General features: G+C 67.3%; 14 protein-coding genes. 11 read left to right on the top strand and 3 right to left on the bottom strand.

Going from position 1 to position 17882, the window contains the following annotated elements; translation table 11 throughout:
- Positions 1-3 precede the first annotated feature (3 nt).
- Positions 4-798 carry an AcvB/VirJ family lysyl-phosphatidylglycerol hydrolase gene (locus tag TZ53_RS12620; RefSeq protein ID WP_044661494.1) on the bottom strand — a complete coding sequence of 265 codons (795 nt, stop codon included), beginning with the start codon at positions 796-798 and terminating at the stop codon, positions 4-6.
- Positions 799-992: 194 nt separating this feature from the next.
- Between TZ53_RS12620 and TZ53_RS12615 the strand changes: the two genes are divergently transcribed.
- From TZ53_RS12615 to TZ53_RS12605, 3 genes are read left to right on the top strand one after another with little or no spacing between them, the layout of a single operon-like run.
- The gene (locus TZ53_RS12615) at positions 993-2201 is read left to right on the top strand and encodes a glycosyltransferase family 4 protein (RefSeq protein WP_044661493.1); all 1209 of its coding nucleotides are present in this window, start codon (positions 993-995) and stop codon (positions 2199-2201) included.
- 1 nt (position 2202) lies between these two features.
- Complete coding sequence (locus TZ53_RS12610; protein ID WP_084694371.1) at positions 2203-2733, top strand: sigma-70 family RNA polymerase sigma factor; 531 nt, start codon at positions 2203-2205, stop codon at positions 2731-2733.
- Entirely contained in the window at positions 2726-3460 is a 735-nt protein-coding gene (locus TZ53_RS12605; RefSeq protein ID WP_025549333.1) for an anti-sigma factor family protein, read from the top strand. The genes TZ53_RS12610 and TZ53_RS12605 overlap by 8 nt, the downstream gene beginning before the upstream one ends.
- Positions 3461-3552: 92 nt before the next feature.
- Here the strand turns inward: TZ53_RS12605 and TZ53_RS12600 are convergent, their stop codons facing one another.
- The gene (locus TZ53_RS12600; protein ID WP_025549334.1) at positions 3553-4146 is read right to left on the bottom strand and encodes a nitroreductase family protein; all 594 of its coding nucleotides are present in this window, start codon (positions 4144-4146) and stop codon (positions 3553-3555) included.
- 72 nt (positions 4147-4218) lie between these two features.
- Positions 4219-4380: a hypothetical protein gene (locus TZ53_RS26805; protein WP_157009809.1), complete on the bottom strand. Its 162-nt coding sequence runs from the start codon at positions 4378-4380 to the stop codon at positions 4219-4221.
- A gap of 313 nt (positions 4381-4693) precedes the next feature.
- On the opposite strand from TZ53_RS26805, the gene TZ53_RS12595 reads away from it, so the two are divergent.
- From TZ53_RS12595 to TZ53_RS12560, 8 genes are all read left to right on the top strand, one after another.
- Positions 4694-8011, top strand: coding sequence for a glycosyltransferase (locus TZ53_RS12595; RefSeq protein ID WP_044661492.1), 3318 nt, complete (start codon positions 4694-4696; stop codon positions 8009-8011).
- Positions 8012-8040: 29 nt separating this feature from the next.
- Positions 8041-8484 carry a PDZ domain-containing protein gene (locus TZ53_RS12590; RefSeq protein WP_082718659.1) on the top strand — a complete coding sequence of 148 codons (444 nt, stop codon included), beginning with the start codon at positions 8041-8043 and terminating at the stop codon, positions 8482-8484.
- Positions 8481-9167, top strand: a complete 687-nt coding sequence (locus TZ53_RS12585) for a response regulator transcription factor (protein WP_025549336.1) — start codon at positions 8481-8483, stop codon at positions 9165-9167. The genes TZ53_RS12590 and TZ53_RS12585 overlap by 4 nt, the downstream gene beginning before the upstream one ends.
- Positions 9168-9438: 271 nt before the next feature.
- A complete protein-coding gene (locus TZ53_RS12580; RefSeq protein WP_044663019.1) occupies positions 9439-10731 on the top strand; it encodes a sensor histidine kinase in 1293 nt (430 codons plus the stop codon).
- Positions 10732-11039: 308 nt separating this feature from the next.
- Complete coding sequence (locus TZ53_RS12575; protein WP_044661491.1) at positions 11040-12068, top strand: LacI family DNA-binding transcriptional regulator; 1029 nt, start codon at positions 11040-11042, stop codon at positions 12066-12068.
- A gap of 40 nt (positions 12069-12108) precedes the next feature.
- Positions 12109-13332, top strand: coding sequence for an HlyD family secretion protein (locus TZ53_RS12570; protein ID WP_238320054.1), 1224 nt, complete (start codon positions 12109-12111; stop codon positions 13330-13332).
- A 7-nt stretch (positions 13333-13339) separates the two neighbouring features.
- A complete protein-coding gene (locus tag TZ53_RS12565; RefSeq protein ID WP_044661489.1) occupies positions 13340-15286 on the top strand; it encodes a glycosyltransferase in 1947 nt (648 codons plus the stop codon).
- Positions 15287-15442: 156 nt separating this feature from the next.
- Positions 15443-17833: a membrane-bound PQQ-dependent dehydrogenase, glucose/quinate/shikimate family gene (locus TZ53_RS12560; RefSeq protein WP_157009808.1), complete on the top strand. Its 2391-nt coding sequence runs from the start codon at positions 15443-15445 to the stop codon at positions 17831-17833.
- The last annotated feature ends 49 nt before the right edge of the window (positions 17834-17882 follow it).

The following is a 17882-nucleotide window of genomic DNA, read 5'->3' as shown; positions in this document are numbered from 1 at the left end:
CGTTCAGATTGCGGGAGGCTCTGCGCTGTCTGAATTTTTGGCAATGTTCGGGCCCGCGTCCGACAAAGCGCGCAGCAGGGTCTTCGCCACCCGTTCCGAATCATCCTCCAGGAAATGGCCGCCGGGCAGGCCGACGACGCGGACATTGGGCTGGCGCCAGCCGGGGCAGAGGCTGCCGCTTTCCTCGATCCCATGGATGCACAGCACCAGCGCCCAGTCGAGCGCATGGGCGGCGGGCGCGGCGGGGCCGTCGTCCCCAAAGTCGAACAGGCCGCCGGGCGTGGCTCGGAACAGCATGGTGTCGGCGGGGACGATCAGCGCGACCATGGCGACGCGGGCGCGCAGGCTGGGCGGCAGGCGCTCCAGCCCGGCGAGCAGCATGTTCGCGCCGAAGGATTGCCCGGCCAACACCAGCCTTCGCGCGCCGGGCTGAGCCAGGGCGCGGCGGGCGGCCTGCTCCACCAGTCTGCCGCTTTCCTCCGGCGACTGGCGGCGGGCGAAGGCGGCCAGCGAATTGACGCCCAGCACCGGGACGCCGCCTTGCGCCATATGGTGGGCGATCACCGGGCCCATGCCTGCGTTGAACCCCATGTCGCCGGAAAAGAAGACCGCGACGGTGCCGTCTTCCCTGGGTGCGGCAGCGGGGACCGGGGTGAAGATTCGCCCGTTGGGATAGCCGAGATAATGGCAATAGCCGGCGGCGCCTGCGATGAGCGCCGCGAGGAAGGCTAGTATCAGGGTTGTGCGAAGTCGGCGTGAAGCCCGCCTCCTTCCGTCATGCTGAACTTGTTTCAGCATCCATCGCGCCTTCCGAGACCGCGGTTCGTGGGGATAAATGGATGCTGAAACAAGTTCAGCATGACGAATGGTGGCGGTGTGGAATCACCTCTTCAATCTAGCGCCGGCCCGCCTGCTGTAAACGGAGGGAATAGACCACCCTCCCCCCGCGTATACCGGGCATGAACCATGCCGCCGACCTTCGTGCCGACCCTATGCGCCTTTCTCAATCCCGCCTTGCGCTGTCGGCGGCGTTGGGCCGTCCGCTGCGGGTCGCGCTGTTTTCCGGCAATTATGATTGCGTGCGCGACGGCGCCAACCAGGCGCTCAACCGGCTGGTCGCCTATCTGCTGCATCGCGTGCGGGCGGAGGTGCGGATCTATTCGCCCACCGCGCCGCGCAAGGCGTTCGCGTCGGTGGGCGAGGTGCGCTCCGTCCGATCGATCAGCATTCCCGGCCGCCCGGAATATCGCATCGCCCTGGGCTTCACCCGCGCCGCCCGTCAGGATTTCGAGGATTTCGCGCCCGACATCGTCCACCTCTCCGCCCCGGACCTGCTGGGGCGGCAGGCGCAGAATCATGCCCGGGCGCTGGGCATTCCGGTAGTCGCCAGCCTGCACACCCGCTTCGAAACCTATCTCGACTATTATCGCCTGTCCTTCCTCCGCGGACCGGTGGAGCGCTATCTCGACCGCTTCTATGGCGATTGCGACCGCATCCTCTGCCCTACCCTGCCCATAGCGCGGGATATGGCGGAGCGGCTTGGCGGAGGGCGGATCGCCATTTGGGGGCGCGGCATCGACCCCGCCTGCTTCCGTCCGGCGCTGCGCGATCCGGCCTTCCGGTCCGGGCTTGGCTATGATGCGGCGGATATGGTGCCGCTGTTCTTCGGCCGGCTGGTGCTGGAAAAGGGGCTGCGCGTCTTTGCCGAGACCGTCGGCGCCGTCCGCGCCCAGGGCCTGGCCGTCCGCCCGCTGATCGTGGGCGAAGGACCGGCGCGGAACTGGCTGGCCGAGCGGCTGCCCAACGCCACCTTCATGGGCCATTTGTCGGGAGAAATGCTGGGCCGCGCCGTCGCCAGCGCCGACATCCTCATCAACCCCTCCGTCACGGAGGCGTTCGGCAATGTCAATCTGGAGGCGATGGCATCGGGCCTCGCCATCGTCTCCGCCAATGTGCCCAGCGCGTCGGCCCTGATCGCTGACGGGCGCACCGGCCTGCTGGTGCCGCCCAAGGATGTCGGGGCCTATGCGGCGGCGGTGGCGGGGTTGATCCGCCAGCCCGCCCGCCGCGCCGCGCTGGGCGCTGCGGCGGCGGAGGCGGCGGCGCGCTTCGCCTGGGACGATGTGCTGGAGGATGTGGCGCGCAGCTATGCCGAGGCGCTGCACATCCCGCTTGCCACGCCCGCCGCGCAGGCGGCATGACATGGCGATGATGGACGAGGGTTCCGGCATCAGGGACGATCTGGTCGCGATGCGGCGCTATGCCCGGTCGCTGACCCGCGACGAGCAGGACGCCGACGATGTCGTGCAGGACGCGATCGTCCGCGCCATAGAGCGGCAGGAGACGTTCCAGCCCAACCGCGACCGCCGCCGCTGGCTGCTGGCGATCGTCCACAATGTCTTCTTCTCCGCCAAGCGGCGCGAGGCGTCGGAGGCGCGGCGCAACGGCCGCTTTGCCGAAACGCTGGTCGACCGGCTGGAGCCGGGGCAGGAGGAACATGCCCGGCTGGTCCAGATCGCGCGGCAATTCGCGGCCTTGCCGGAGCATCATCGCGCCGTGCTGCACCTGACGGCGATAGAGGGCCTCAGCTACCAGCAGGCGGCGGAGACTTTGGGGGTGCCGGTGGGGACGGTGATGTCGCGGCTGGCGCGGGCGCGGGCTGCATTGAGGGAGCGGGAACAGGGGCAGCAGGGGGCGATGGGCCTCCGGCTGATAGGAGGAAGCGATGACTGATCGTCCGACCGATCCGGAAATTACCGATCTGGAGATTGACGCCTATATTGACGGCGAGCTGGATGTGGAGCGGCGTTTCGTCGTCGAAACCCGCCTTTCGCGCCAGCCCGAGCTGGCCGCCCGCGTCATGGGCGACCTCAGCGTCCGCAGCGCGCTCCGCATGCTGACGCAGGACCGGCGGCCAGTGCCCGCCGGGCTGGCCGACAGGGCCGAACGATTGGCGCAACCGCAGAAAAGCCGCTGGCGCCGGTTGATGCCGGCGGGGTTGGCGACATCGGGACTGGCGGCGGCGCTGGCGGTCTGGATGGTGGGGTTCGAGCGGCCGCCCGCCTATGTCAGCTACGCGGTCGCCTCGCACCGGATCGCGATGCTGCGCGCCGACATGAATTCGCAGATCGAGGCGCCCCGCTTCGATGCGCGGGAAGTCGCGCTCAACACCCGCATCGCCATGCCGCAACTGCCCGACGACTGGCATGTGACCGACGTCCAGCTCTTCCCGACCGACAAGGCCCCCGCGCTGCTGATGGCGGTGCGCACCGATACGGGTCACCGGATGACGATCTTCGCCGTGCATGAGAAGACCGCCGCGCCCGAACATCCCGACGCGGTGCGCGAAGGGGAACAATCCGTGGCCTATTGGCGGCGCGGCGACATGTCCTATGCCCTGACCGGCGACCAGGAGCCGGGAACGATGGACGCCACGGCGGAGGCGCTGGCGCGGACCTGAATTCGGGGCGGACCGGCGGGCGTCATTCGGGAACCGTCATGCCCAAGCTGTTTCAGCATGACGGAACAGGCGAAGGCCGTTCCCTTCCCGCCTCAAGCCGGGAAATTGCCAGCCGTGACGAATTCCGAAATATCCTTGCGGCCGCTCGGCACCTCGCGCGCCTGGAGCGATTCGGACAGGATGGACTTGTCCGCGATGCGGCCGATGGCGACGGCGGCCTCGATGCGGAAACGGTCGGGCACGCCCAGTTCCACGCGCGCCTTGTCGAAATCCACGCCCGACATCGCATGGGCATGATAGCCCAGCCGCGTCGCCTGCAACGCCAGCAGCGCCCAGGCCGCGCCGGCATCGAAGCTGTGGCTGTGCGACGGCTTGAAATCTTCCGATCCGGGCGCGGCGATCAGCGTGTCCGACAGGATGTAGAGCAGCACCGATGCATTTTGCACCCAGCTCTGGTTGAAGGGCAGCAGCACGCCCAGGAAGCGGCTCCAATTGGCGCTGTCCCGCGTGGCGTACAGCAGGCGCCAGGGCTGATAGTTGAAGGCGGAGGGCGCCCAGCGCGCGCCTTCGAAGATCGTGTCCAGATCCTCCTGCGGGATGAGGGAGGAATCGAAGGCGCGCGGTGACCAGCGGTCGAGGAAAAGCGGTTCGACGGCACGGGTGGCGACGCGGGCGGTGGCTGACATATGATCTCCAGAACAAGAAGCGGCCGGAATATTGGAGGCAGGGACGGAAAGGGCAAGCCCCGCCCGGCATGTTCACCGCAGTTCGAGCGAGCGTTCCAGCCGTTCGGCCTGTTCCGCGGGCGGCGCGACCGCTTCAGGCCCACGGTCGATGAGATACGATCCGGCTCCCGCAGCAATTCGCGTTTCACGGCGTCGCTCCAGCGACCCCAGTGCCGGCCGATCGCCGATCGCCACTCCATATGTCCTCTCCCTGCCGAATCGAGACGGGCCGTTATCTAGTTTGCCGGTAGAGATTTGTCTTTCAAGCTTTGCTGATCGGCGGGGTAGAAAAGCTTGACCGAGGGGGAAGCCTGTTTGCCGCCCTGCTTCCCGGGAAGGCGGGATGACGGACCTGGCAGGAGCAGCGTGGAAGGCAGCGCGATAGGCAGCGCGACGGGGCGACCTCGTTCAGCCCGTTCAATCATGACCAATAGTTCATGCATGGCCCATCGGCCCGGCAAGGCCGGGCGCGTAAAGGCTGGCCCGAAACAGGGCGACAGCGCGAACGATGACCAGACCCATATTCTTCGATCCCACCGGCCGCAGGGGACTTTGGGCGCGGCGCCTGCTGGCGGGCGCGCTGCTGTTGATCCTGCTCGCCGCCATCGCCTTCGCCACCACATTGGTCGCCGTGCCGTCGGAAGGCGACCTCGCCCTGCCCCTGCCCCAGCCGCATGCGGCCCGCCTGTCGGGCATCTCCTCGCTGCGGCGCGACATCGCCAAATGGCTGCCGCATTGGGGCAAGCATCGCGTGCAGGCCCGTCCGCTGAACGTCGGTTTCTATATGCCGGGCGATGAAAGCAGCATCGCCTCCCTGCGCCGCCATGTCGGACAGCTCGACTGGGTGGTGCCGGCCTTGATCACCGCGCCCGGTCCCGGCAAGCCGATCCATGTCGCGACGGACGCGGCGTTCGACCGCATGATCGCCGCCATGCCCCGTCCACCCAGGGTGCTGCCCATGGTGCAGAATATCGGCAGCGAAAGCTGGGACGGCGCGGGCGCGGCGCGGCTGTTGCGCGATCCCGCAGCGGCGCTGGCGCTTGCCCGGCAGCTGAGCGGCTATGTCGCCCGCCGCCATGAGGCGGGGCTGGTCATGGACCTGGAATCCCTGCCGGACAGCGCCATGCCCGGCTATCTTCGCTTCCTCCGCATATTGCGCGCCACCCTGCCGCACGGCGCGAAGATCGCGCTCACCGTTCCCGCCGGGGAACAGGGCTGGCCGCTGGCCCGCTTCGCCGCCGTGGCGGACCGGGTGATCCTGATGGATTACGACCAGCATTGGCAGGGCGGCCAGCCCGGTCCCATCGCCGCCCAGGACTGGTTCGCGCGGCAGGCGGAGGTCGCGCTGCGCGCCATCGGCGCGGACCATATCATCGTCGCGCTCGGCAGCTATGCCTATGACTGGCATGGCGGGACCGCCGACGCGCTGTCGCTCGATGAAGCCTGGCTCGCCGCGCATGACAGCGCCGCGCGCCCGCTCTACGACGCGGCGAGCGGCAATGCGGGCTTCGCCTATGACGAGGCGGGGCAGCGGCATCAGGTCTGGATGCTGGATGCCGCCGCGAGCTGGAACGAGCTGCTGGTGCTGAAGCGCCTGGGCGTCCAGAGCGTCGCGCTGTGGCGGCTGGGCAGCGAGGACCCGGGCATCTGGGCGGATCTGACCGCCTGGCGCACCGGCGGCCGGCCCAGGCTCGGCACCGTGGCGAGCACGCTCAACACCGATGTCGAGGGGTCGGGCGAGATCCTGCGCATCACCGCCACGCCGACGCAGGGCCATCGCGCCGTCGCCTTCGGGCCGCTGGGAACGATTGAACAGGAAAGCTATGGCGCGCTGCCCACCCCCTATCAGGTGGAGCGCACCGGCGGGCAGAACCGCAAGATGCTGGCCCTGACCTTCGACGATGGGCCGGATGCGGAATGGACGCCGAAGATATTGAAGGTGCTGGAACGGACCCGAACGCCGGCGACCTTCTTCGTGATCGGGGAAAATGCGCTGGAGCATCCGGGGCTGCTGCAACGAATCGTCGCTGACGGGGACGAGATCGGCAATCACACCTACGACCATCCCAACCTCGCCACCTGGTCGGAGGAGCCGACGCGGTTGCAGCTCAACGCCACGCAGCGGCTGGTGCAGGCCTATACCGGGCGCAGCATGCGGCTGTTCCGCGCGCCCTATTTCGGGGATGCGGAGCCGACCACGGCGGACGAGCTGGGCCCCGCGCTGGCGGCGCAGAAGCTGGGCTATACGGTGGTCGGCCTGCACGTCGATCCCAATGACTGGCAGCAGCCGGGCACCGACGCCATAGTGCGGCAGGTGATCGATCAGGTGCATGCGGCCAGCACCGAGCGCTCCGGCAACATCATCCTGCTGCACGATGGCGGGGGCGACCGGTCGCAGACCGTGGCGGCGCTGCCCCGCATCATCGCTGGACTGAGGGCGGAGGGCTATCGCTTCGTGCCGGTGTCGCAGCTTGCCGGGCTGCCGCAGCAGGCCGCCATGCCGCCGGTCAAGGCCGGCGACCTGCTGGCGGTGCGCGTCGACGTCGCCGCCTTCGTGGCGCTGGCGACGCTTTCGGCGCTGCTCGGCTGGATATTCTATGTCGCGATTGCGCTGGGGCTGGCGCGGGCGGTGCTGATGACGCTGCTCGCCTGGTTCCAGGCGCGGCGGGGACGCCCTACACCGCCGGACTATCGGCCCAGCGTGTCGGTCATCATCCCCGCCTATAACGAAGCCCGCGTGATCGAGGCTTCGGTGCGCCGCGTGCTGGCCAGCGACTATCCGGGCCTGCAACTGATCGTCGCGGATGATGGGTCTAAGGACGCGACCAGCGCCATCGTGGCGCGGGCCTTTGCCGACGATCCGCGCGTGACGCTGCTGACGCTTCGGAATGGCGGCAAGGCGGCGGCGCTGAACCGGGCGCTGCGCGATGCGACGGGGGAAGTCGTCATCGCGCTCGACGCCGACACCCAGTTCGAGCCGCAGACGATCCGCCGCCTCGCCCGCTGGTTCGCCGATCCCGCGCTCGGCGCGGTGGCGGGGGATGCGCGGGTAGGCAATCGCGTGAACCTCGTCACTCGCTGGCAGGCAGTCGAATATATCACCGCGCAGAATCTGGAGCGGCGGGCGCTCGCCGGCTTCGATGCCATGACCGTGGTGCCCGGCGCGGTCGGCGCGTGGCGCCGCGCCGCGCTGGACGCGGTGGGCGGCTATCCCGAAGATACGCTGGCGGAGGATCAGGACCTCACCATCGCGATCCAGCGGGCAGGCTGGCGCGTCACCTACGATCCCGAAGCCGTCGCCTGGACCGAAGCGCCCGAAAGCTTCCGGGCGCTCGCCCGGCAGCGCTACCGCTGGGCCTTCGGCACGCTGCAATGCCTGTGGAAACATGGCCGCATCCTGCGCGAACGGCGGCCGACGGGGCTGGCATTGGTCGGGTTGCCGCAGGCCTGGCTGTTCCAGATCCTGTTCGCCGCCATCTCCCCGCTGATCGACCTGGCGCTCGTCACCTCGATCCTGGGCACCATCGTCCGGGTGAACCAGCATGGCTGGGCGCAGACCAGCAACGATGTGTGGACCATGGCGCTATACTGGCTGGCCTTCACCGGCGTCGACATCCTCTGCGGCTGGGCCGCCTATGCGCTCGACAACCGGGACATGCGCTATCCGCCGCATCTGCTGGTGGCGCAGCGCTTCGTCTATCGCCAGATCATGTATTGGGTCGTGGTGCGCGCCATCGCATCGGCCATTGGCGGCTGGGTCGTCGGCTGGGGCAAGCTGGAGCGGACGGGACGCGTCGCCGTCCACGAAGGCGCGGCCCCGGCATGAACAAAGCTTAACATGACATGGCGGCGCCCATGGATCATCCTTCCGCCCATGAAAGCGGGTGCATGGACAGGCAGAGGCTGAGCCACGCGGCATCGGGCGTCCTTCTGGCGGCGCTGGCGCTTTGCGCGCTGGTCATGAGCGGCGCCTTTTTCCTGCACGTGCGCCATGCCGGCGACGACCGGATGGAGGTGGCGGCCGCGCAGGCCCGGGCCCTGCCCGGCATCACCCTCAGCAACGGCATGCCGGCGGGATCGGGCGTGGTCGTCACCAGCATGGAAACCGACGGCCAGGCGGCGCGCCTGGGCATCCGCGTCGGGGACGGCGTCGTCAGCCTGGACGGCATGCCGATCCGCTCGCTGGATCAGGCCAGCGCCTATCTGCTACACCATCCCCAGCCGAGGATCATGCTGGGGCTGAAACATGCGGACCATATGCGCGTGGTGATGCTGGACCGGCCGGAAGGGGAAAGATGAGCCACAAGATATTGGTGGTGGAGGACGACGCGGCGACCGCCGCCTATGTGGCCAAGGGCATGGGCGAGGCGGGCTTCACCGTCGACCGGGCGGACAATGGCCGCGACGGCCTGTTCCTGGCGAGCGACGGCAGCTATGGCGCGATCATCCTCGACCGGATGATGCCGGCGATGGACGGCATGGCGATGCTGAAGGCCCTGCGCGCGGCGGCGATCGAGACGCCGGTCATCATCCTTTCCGCCCTCGGCACGCCGGAGGACCGGGTGGAAGGACTGACCAGCGGGGCGGACGATTATCTGGTGAAGCCCTTCGCCTTTGCCGAGCTGATGGCCCGCGTCCAGTTGCTGCTGCGCCGGGGCGGCGGCGGCAGCGCGGTCGTCACCCATTTGCGGCACGGGGACCTGGAGATGGACCTGCTTTCCCGCCGGGTGAAGCGCGGATCGCGCACCATCGACCTGCAACCGCGCGAGTTCCGCCTGCTGGAATATTTCCTGCGCCATCCCGATCAGGTGGTGACGCGGACCATGCTGCTGGAGGGCGTCTGGGACTATCATTTCGATCCGGGCACCAACGTCATCGACGTGCATGTCAGCCGCCTGCGCCGCAAGCTGGACGAAGGCGGGGACAAGCCCTTGCTGCATACGGTGCGCGGCATGGGCTATCGGCTGGGACCGGAGAGTTAGAGCCGATCGACATTCAGATGATGACGAGCCGTAAATGGTGGTTTTCCGTGGCCCGGAGCGCAGCCTACTCATGGTATGTGAGCACCGGAAGCACGGAAAAGCGTCATTTGCAGGCCGTCAGGGCTGAATGCCGATTGGCTCCAGGGCGTGCGGGACGGCGTCCATGACCGCTTCCGGCCATCCTAAGACCCTCCCCTCCCGCCGCTGGTTCGGCTTTGCCCGTTCGACCATCGGGCGCTTCGTCGGGCTGGCCTTCCTCTGCCAGTTCCTGGTGACCGGCGGCGTGCTGCTGTTCGTGCAGCAGGCGAGCCAGCGCACCGTCGTGGCCACCGACCGGCAGGCGGTGGAGGATGCCCGCGACGACCTGCTCGCGCTCCATCGCAGCGGCGGGACGGCGGCCCTGCGGTCAGAGATCGCCCGGCGTTTCCGCGCCATAGAGGGGGAGCGCGCCGTGCTGCTGCTGACCGACAGGGCGGGACGGCCCGTCAGCGGCAATCTGGGCGCGTGGCCCGCCGGGCTGGCGGCAGACGGGCGCTGGCAGATCATGTCGCTCTACCGCATCGGCCGCGACGCGCCGGAACCGATGGGCGTCATTCCCGTGAAGCTGCGCGGCGGCGGGCAATTGCTGACCGGCATGGTCGTTTCCAACAGCCTGCAACTTACCCGCATCTATGAGGAGGCGCTGACCGTCGCCTTCGTCATGAGCCTGGTGCTGGCGCTGGGCTTCGCGATCATGCTGGGCCGCATATTGGCGCGGCAGGTTTCCGACATAGCGGAAACCGCCAACGACGTCGCCGTGGGCGCGCTGGACCGGCGGGTGCCGACCGATGGCAGCGGCGACGCCTTCGACCGGCTCGGCCAGTCGATCAACGCCATGCTGGAACGGATCGACGCGCTGGTGACGCAGCTTCGCATGATGACAGACGGCCTTGCCCACGACCTTAAATCCCCGGTGACGCGGCTGATCTCCGTGGTCGAGCAGGCCAGCGCCCAGACGCGGGACGACACCGCGCTCGATGCCTTGGAAAAGGTGCATCATGAAGCGCAGACGCTGCGTTCCATGTTGACCACGGCGCTGCTCATCAGCCGGACCGAGGCGGGCTTCGGGGGCGACCAGCGGCGCGACACCCATGTTGCGGAATTGCTGCGCGACGTGGGCGAAATCTACGGCCCGCTGGTGGAGGATAGCGGCTTTGCGCTGGCCATTTCCGCGCCTGACGCGCTGACCTTTCCGCTCCATCGCGAACTGGTGAGCCAGTCGCTCGCCAATCTCATCGAAAACGCGCTCTATTATGCGGAAAGCGGCGACCGCATCGAACTGAGTGCGGCGCTCGAGGGTGGCGACCTTCTCATCGCCGTGGCGGACAATGGCCCGGGCATCCCGGCGGAGAGCCGTCCCGCAGCCTTGAAGCGCTTCGGCCGGCTCGACCCGGCGCGCGGCAAGCCGGGATCGGGGCTGGGCCTGTCCCTGGTGGAAGCGGTGGCGCGGCTGCATCATGGCATGGTGACGCTGGCGGATAACGGTCCCGGCCTGAAAGTCCTGCTGACCCTGCGCCGACCGTGAAAAGCGCATCCCGGGCAACGGCCTGAAGCGTGCAGTTCATCCGACCGCCGCCCGGGATGACAGCCGTTGCCTTGCTTGGAGAGTATGACAACGTTGTCTTTCCGCTCTAGACCGTTACCGATGCCGGATCAAGGACAATTTTCACGGCTCCCCGCGACCATTTTCCCTGATTTACGTACCATATTTACGATTCCGGCATGAATATCGGCGTCTGGCGGTGCCGTTATCCGGGTAAACGTTGTTTCCTCCATCGGCCTTCCATGGCAAGACCGGTGCATGACCGTCCTTTCTTTCGCTCAGCCCCGCTGATGCCCAGCATCCACGACGTTGCGGCACTGGCCCGCGTATCGATCAAGACCGTCTCCCGGGTGGTCAACCAGGCGCCCAATGTCAGCGAGGAGCTGCGCGAAAGGGTGACGGCGGCGATCCGCCAGCTTGGATACCGGCCCAACCAGTCCGCGCGGCGGCTGGCGGGCGGGCGATCCTTCATGATCGCCTTCCTCTACAACAATCCCGCGCCCTCCTATAATGGCGGCATCCAGTCGGGTGCGGCGAACCGGTGCCGGGACCTGGGCTATCATCTGGTGGTGGAGCCGATGCCGCTGACAGGGGAAGAACGGTTCGCCATTCTCGACCGCCTGGTCGCGGCATTGCGGCCCGATGGCGTCTTCCTGGTACCGCCCCTGTCGGACGACGCGCAATTGCTCCAGCGGCTGTCCGAACTGAAGCTGCCCTGCGCCCGCATCGCCGGATCGGTGATGGCGGAAAGCTTCAACATCCCCACGCCGGAGCGTGCGGCCGGCCGGATGATCGCGGATCATCTGATCGGCCTCGGCCATCGCCGCATCGGCGTGATCACCCCACCCGCCAGCCACAAGGCGGCGATGCAGCGCGTCGAGGGCTTTCGCGACGGCATGGCCGCGGCGAACCTGCCGCTGGAGGAGTCCCTGTTCGTCGAAGGCGCCTTCGATTTCGAATCAGGCATAAAGGCTGGCGAGCATCTGCTGTCCCGAGGCGAGCGCCCCACCGCGATCTTCGCGACCAATGACGACATGGCGCTGGGCACGCTGACCGTCGCGCACCGGCTGAAGCTGCGCGTGCCGGAGGACCTGTCTGTTGTCGGTTTCGACGACACGCCCGCCGGCCTCACGGCCTGGCCGCCCCTCACCACCGTCAGCCAGCCGCTGGAGGCGATGGGCAGCGCCGTGATCGACGCGCTCGCGGGCGGCTCCGCCGACGCGCCGCACTTCACCTTCAGGCTGGTGCAGCGCGATAGTTCCGGCCCGGCGCCGGGCCGGGGCATGAAGCCGGCAGGCGGCGCCTCCAACCTTTCTTAACCATGTCCATGTATGATTCGTCCATCAGATTGGGGACGAAATGAGCGTAGAAGCCAAATTTCCATCCGATGGTGCAAAGGAATTGCGGCTGGCCGAGGGCGACGGGCGGCAATGGTTCCACCTACCGCGGCGAATGCTGGTCGGCGGCCTTCTGCTGGTCATGGCCGTCGCAGTGCTGGTGCGCAGCTTTATCTTCACGGCGGGTTACAATACCACTTTGGTGGCGGACATGGGCCTGGTCAGGGCGCCGATCTCCGGCGAAGTCGACCGGCTGGGCGCGAACGTCGGCGACCGCGTGACGCGGAACCAATTGCTGGGGAGCTTCGCCGCGCCGGTGGGCCTGTCGGCGGCCGTCCGTGCCGGATCGGAAGATGTGGACCAGCTCAAGGCGAAACTGGCCAGTATCGACGGCCGGATGGCAGCCCTCAGGGCTGACGCCGACCATATCCGCCGCGAATCGGGCGTCTACCGATCTGAAAAGCTGGTGCAGATGGATGCCGTCGCGGACGAAAGCTCCGCCCAACTGTCGGCCGCGCAGGCTCGGTTGGCCTTTGCGCAGAAACAGTTGGACCGCACCCGCGCCCTCGCCGGCCGCGGCTTCATCAGCGCAGCCGGACTTGAGAAGGCGGAACAGGATCAGCGCGCCGCCCTGGCGGACAGGAATGCGGCGATGGCACGCCGACGCACGAACCTGATCGAGGCGCATGCCGCGGGCCAAGGGCTGTTCCTCAACAACGGCTACAGCAATGTCCAATATTCGACCCAGCGGCTGAGCGATCTCAATCTGGCGTTGAGCGAATTGCGGGGCGAGAGGGAGAACTTGACCGCAGCGCTGGCCAAGGCGCAAAAGCTGAGCGGCGATGGCAAGGCCGGCGCCATGCGGCGGCTGCAGCTTCCGTTGCAGGCGAGCATCGACGGCCGGGTCTGGGCGAAGGTCGCCGCCCCCGGGGAGTCGCTGCGTGAAGGCGATCCGATCTACATGCTGGCCGACTGTTCGTCCTTCTTCGCCTATTTCACCGTGGGCCGCAGCGCCTATAGCAGGCTCACCATCGGTTCGCCCGTGACGTTCATCGCCTTTTCGAACGGCGATCGCTGGCCGGGAACCGTCGTCAACATGGGGGTCAGCGATCCGTCCCAGCTCCGCGTCACCAGCCATGTCCCCAATCCCGCCGCAGGCGAATATCTGATCGGCGCGCGGATCATGCTGGACGCGAAGGGCAAGAAGCAGTGCCCGGTCGGCACGGCGGGCCGGGTGGTGCTGTAACGCGGCCATGAACCCCGCCGAGATCCCGTCCTATTTCTGGGGCCTCGCCACCCTTGGCCTCTGCCTGCTGATCTTTCCCAAACTCAGGCCGGCCAACCCGCTGCATCGGCTGATCGTCAGCGGCGCCGCGATCGGATCGATCCTGATCTACATGACATGGCGCATGGTCGCCACGCTCGACCTGGACACGCCCGGTTCCGCCCTGCTTTCGGTGGGCTTCTTCATGCTGGAGGTCTGTTCCACCCTAGGCGGGGTGCTGGTGCTGGTCGTGCTGACGCGGCGGCGCGACCGACTGAAGGACGTCAGCGGCAACATACGCTGGCTGCATGTCAACAGGCCCAGCGCCGCGATCTTCATCTGCACCTATAATGAAGATGTCGGGATTCTCGACCGCACGATTACCGGCGCCCTCAACCAGAATTATCCGGCGAAGGTCTTCCTGCTGGATGACGGCCGGCGGCCGGAGGTGGAGGCGCTGTGCCGCCGTCGCGACGTGGAATGGCTGACGCGGCCGGATAATGCTCATGCCAAGGCCGGCAATATGAACGCAGGCCTGGCGACACTGGCCGCGCGTGGCGAGATGCCGGATTTCATCGCCATATTGGACGCGGATTTCGTCGCCCTGCCCAATTTCATGTCCCATTGCGTGGCCCTGTTCCAGGACCCGACCGTGGGGGTGGTCCAGACGCCGCAGCATTTCTTCAACCCCGATCCGCTGCAACACAGGATCAAGGGGCATCTGGACCTGCCCGACGAACAGCGCTTCTTCTTCGACACCTTGCTGCCGGCCAAGGACGGATGGGGCACCGCCTTTTCCTGCGGGACGTCGTCCGTCGTCCGCACCGCCGCGCTTGCCAAGATCGGCGGATTCCCGACCGACAGCATTACCGAAGACATGCTGCTGTCGATCCGCATGAAAGAGCATGGCTTCGTCACCGCCTATCTGAACGAAAAGCTCAGCCTTGGCCTCGCGCCGGAAGGGATCGGCGAATATTGCACCCAGCGCATCCGCTGGTGCATCGGCGCGATGCAGATCATGCGCAGCGCCGACGGCCTGTTCTCGCGCAAGGGCCTGGGCTGGATCGACAGGATGAGCCTGCTGGAAACCCTGCTCTACTGGATGGGCAGCTTTCCCTTCCGCCTCGCCTGCCTGCTGGTGCCGATCCTCTACTGGATGACGGGCCTCACCATCATGGATGCGCCGATCGGCGAGCTTGCGACATTCCTGCTGCCCCGCATCCTGGTGGAAGCCTTCGCCATCAGCTGGTATTCCAACGGCCGGATACTCCCGCTTCTGACCGACACGTCCCAGTTGCTGGTCGCGCCGGAGATCGTGGCCGCATCCTGCCACACCCTGCTGTTCCCCGGGGAACGGCCGTTCAAGGTGACCAACAAGGGCGGCGACCGTTCCCGGACGGTGATCCACTGGAAATTGCTGTCGCGCTTTGCGGTCGTGCTTCTGCTGACCGTGGGCGGGATGCTGTTCGGCTATGGCTCGCCACTGGCGCCGACCTTCTTCTCGGACCAGAAGGGCATCGTGGCGTTCTGGAGCATGTACAACGTCCTCGTCTGCATCATCGCCATCATCGTCTGCGTCGAAACGCCGCGAAGGGCGGAAGAGCGGGCGCCCATCAGCGGAACGGCGCTTTTCAGTACAGGGGACAGCGCCACCCCGGTGCGGCTGCTCGACATTTCGTCGAGCGGCGTGGCCTTCGCCAATGAAGGCGGCTGGCGCATAGGCGACAGGGGCACGATTTCCATCAGGGAGCTTGGCGAGGTTCCGGCGATCGTCGCGCGCATCACGGATCGCGTCGTGGGGGCCAAGATCCTCCTTTCGCCCCAGCAGCAGGTGGCGCTCACGCATTTCCAGTTCGCCGGCGACCGCATGCGCACGCCGGACGTGTCCACGCTCGGCAGCGTCCTGGCCCTGATCAGAGGTCTTGCGCTGAACTGAGCGGAGGACCGCTTCCGGCAAAGCCATTCGAACCCGCGGGCAGCAAGGGTGGAACCTCCGGCAAGGCCCGTCCTCCTTTGCGTCTCTCCTCACTTCCCGAAACGGAACATCGCTGCTGCGCGACGGTTTGCTTGCGAGATCATCGGAGGCAAATCGATGAAGTCCGGCCGCCAGACTGCAAAATTGCTGAAGGTCATCGCGGTCCTGATAGGCGTTGTCGGCACGGCCAACCTGATCGGCGGCATCTGGCTCGCCTCATTGGGCGGCAGCCCCTTCTATGCGGCCGCGGGATTGACGATGCTGGCCAGCGCCTTTCTGCTCTGGAAGCGGCGCGCGGCCGCCCTGCATCTGTTCGCGGCGCTCGTCCTCGCCACGATGGTCTGGGCCTGGGCGGAAATCGGCGTGGACTGGTGGCCGCTCGTTCCGCGCGGCGACCTGATCTTCCTCTTCGGCCTGCTGCTGATCCTGCCATGGACCGTGCGGCGCCTTGCGCCGGCTGGGGGATGGGTGCGAAACGCCGGCCCCCTGGCGGTGGCGCTGGCGATCGCCGGAATCTTCGGCCTGGCCGCGCTGATGCGCGACGTCCACAATCTCGACGGCACGCTTCCTGGCCCGCGCAGCGCGATCGCGGCGGAGCCGAACGCAATGCCCGATGATGACTGGCAAGCCTATGCCCGAAGCTGGCGTGGCGACAAATTCTCGCCCCTGACTCAGCTCACGCCCGCCAATGTCGGCAAGCTGGAGGTGGCGTGGCAGTTGCGGACGGGCGATCTCAAGCGCTCGGGCGATCCGGGCGAGACGACCTATGAAATGACCCCGATCAAGGTCGACGACACCGTCTATCTCTGCACGCCGCATAATCGGGTGATCGCTGTCGACGCGGAGACGGGCAGGGAGCGCTGGAGGTTCGATCCGCTGATCAGGACTTCGGCAAGGAACATGCAGCATCTCACCTGCCGCGGCCTTTCCTATTGGGATTCATCCCGCGCGGGTGCGAGCGCCGCCGACTGTCCCCGGCGCATATTCCTCGCCACGAACGACAGCCGCCTGATTGCGCTGGACCCGCGCACGGGCGCGCCGTGCCGCAGCTTCGGACGCGCCGGGACCGTCAGCCTGCTCCCGGGGCAACCTCATTATAATGGCGGCTGGTATCAGGTGACGTCCGCGCCCCTTGTCGCGCATGGCCTGGTCGTGACCGGCGGCGCGGTTTACGACAATATCTCCACCGACGTGCCCTCGGGCGTCATCCGTGCCTATGACGCGCTCACGGGCCGACTGGTCTGGAATTTCGATCCGGGCAATCCGGACAGCACCGCCCCGCTGGGCGCGGGCCGGCACTACACGCCCTCTTCCCCCAACAGCTGGAGCACGCCGGCCGCTGACGAGGCGCTGGGCCTGATCTACCTGCCGATGGGGATGGGCGCTGTCGACCAATGGGGCGGCAGGCGGCCCGCGACGACCGAACGGTTCGCCACTTCGGTCCTGGCGCTGGACATCGCGACCGGAAGGCCGCGCTGGGTGTTCCAGACGGTCCATCACGACCTGTGGGACATGGACGTCCCGGCCCAGCCGGCGCTGGTCGATCTGGACCTGCCCGGCCGCGGCCGGGTGCCGGCGCTGGTGCAGTCGACCAAGACCGGCAATCTCTTCGTCCTCGACCGCCGGAACGGCAAGCCCCTGTTCCCGGTGGAGGAGCGCCCCGTCCCGGGCGGCGCAGCGCCGGGCGACCGCCTGTCGCCCACCCAGCCCTTTTCCGCCATATCCCTGATGTCCGCCCCGGCGCGGGAAAGGGACATGTGGGGCGCAACCATGCTCGACCAGCTTTATTGCCGCATCCGGTTCAAGTCGCTCGACTATAAGGGGCCCTTCACGCCGCCCTCATTGCGGGGGACGCTGGTGTTCCCGGGAAATTTCGGCGTGATGGACTGGGGCGGCATTTCGATAGACCCGATCCGCCAGGCCGCATTCGCCCATCCCAACCATATCGCTTTCGTGGACAGGCTCATCCCCCGCGCGGAAATGGAGGACCATGGCGTACGGGGACCGGCGGGCGGCTCCGACCGGCGCGGATCGGACGAGCAGGGGTACAATCCCAATACGGGCGCGCCCTTCGCGGTCGACATGAACCCCTTCCTGTCCTTCGCAGGCCTGCCCTGCCAGTCGCCGCCATGGGGCTATGTCGCGGGCATCGACCTGCGGTCCGGCAGGAAGGTCTGGGAACATAAGAACGGCACGATCCGCGACGAAACCTTCCTGCCTATCCCGTTCAAGCTGGGCGTTCCATCGCTGGGCGGTCCGATGTCGACGGCAGGGGGGCTCACCTTCATGGCGGCGGCGATCGACAATTATCTGCGCGCCTATGACACGCGCACCGGCAAGGTGCTGTGGCGTGCCCGTCTTCCGGCCGGGGGACAGGCGACGCCGATGTCCTATCGGTCGAGGGCGAGCGGACGGCAGTTCGTGATCGTCGTTGCAGGCGGGCATGGCTCCCTCGGCACGAAGCTGGGCGATTATGTCATCGCCTATGCTCTGCCCAGACAGCCTTAGTTCCCCGGCTCGCTACGTCCGCGGGCACGGCGGGGCCCCGCCCGCCATG

Source organism: Sphingobium sp. YBL2, from assembly GCF_000943805.1.
Taxonomy (GTDB): domain Bacteria; phylum Pseudomonadota; class Alphaproteobacteria; order Sphingomonadales; family Sphingomonadaceae; genus Sphingobium; species Sphingobium fuliginis.
The sequence above is the reverse complement of the archived record's forward strand: the minus strand, read 5'-3'. Positions and strand labels throughout refer to the sequence as shown.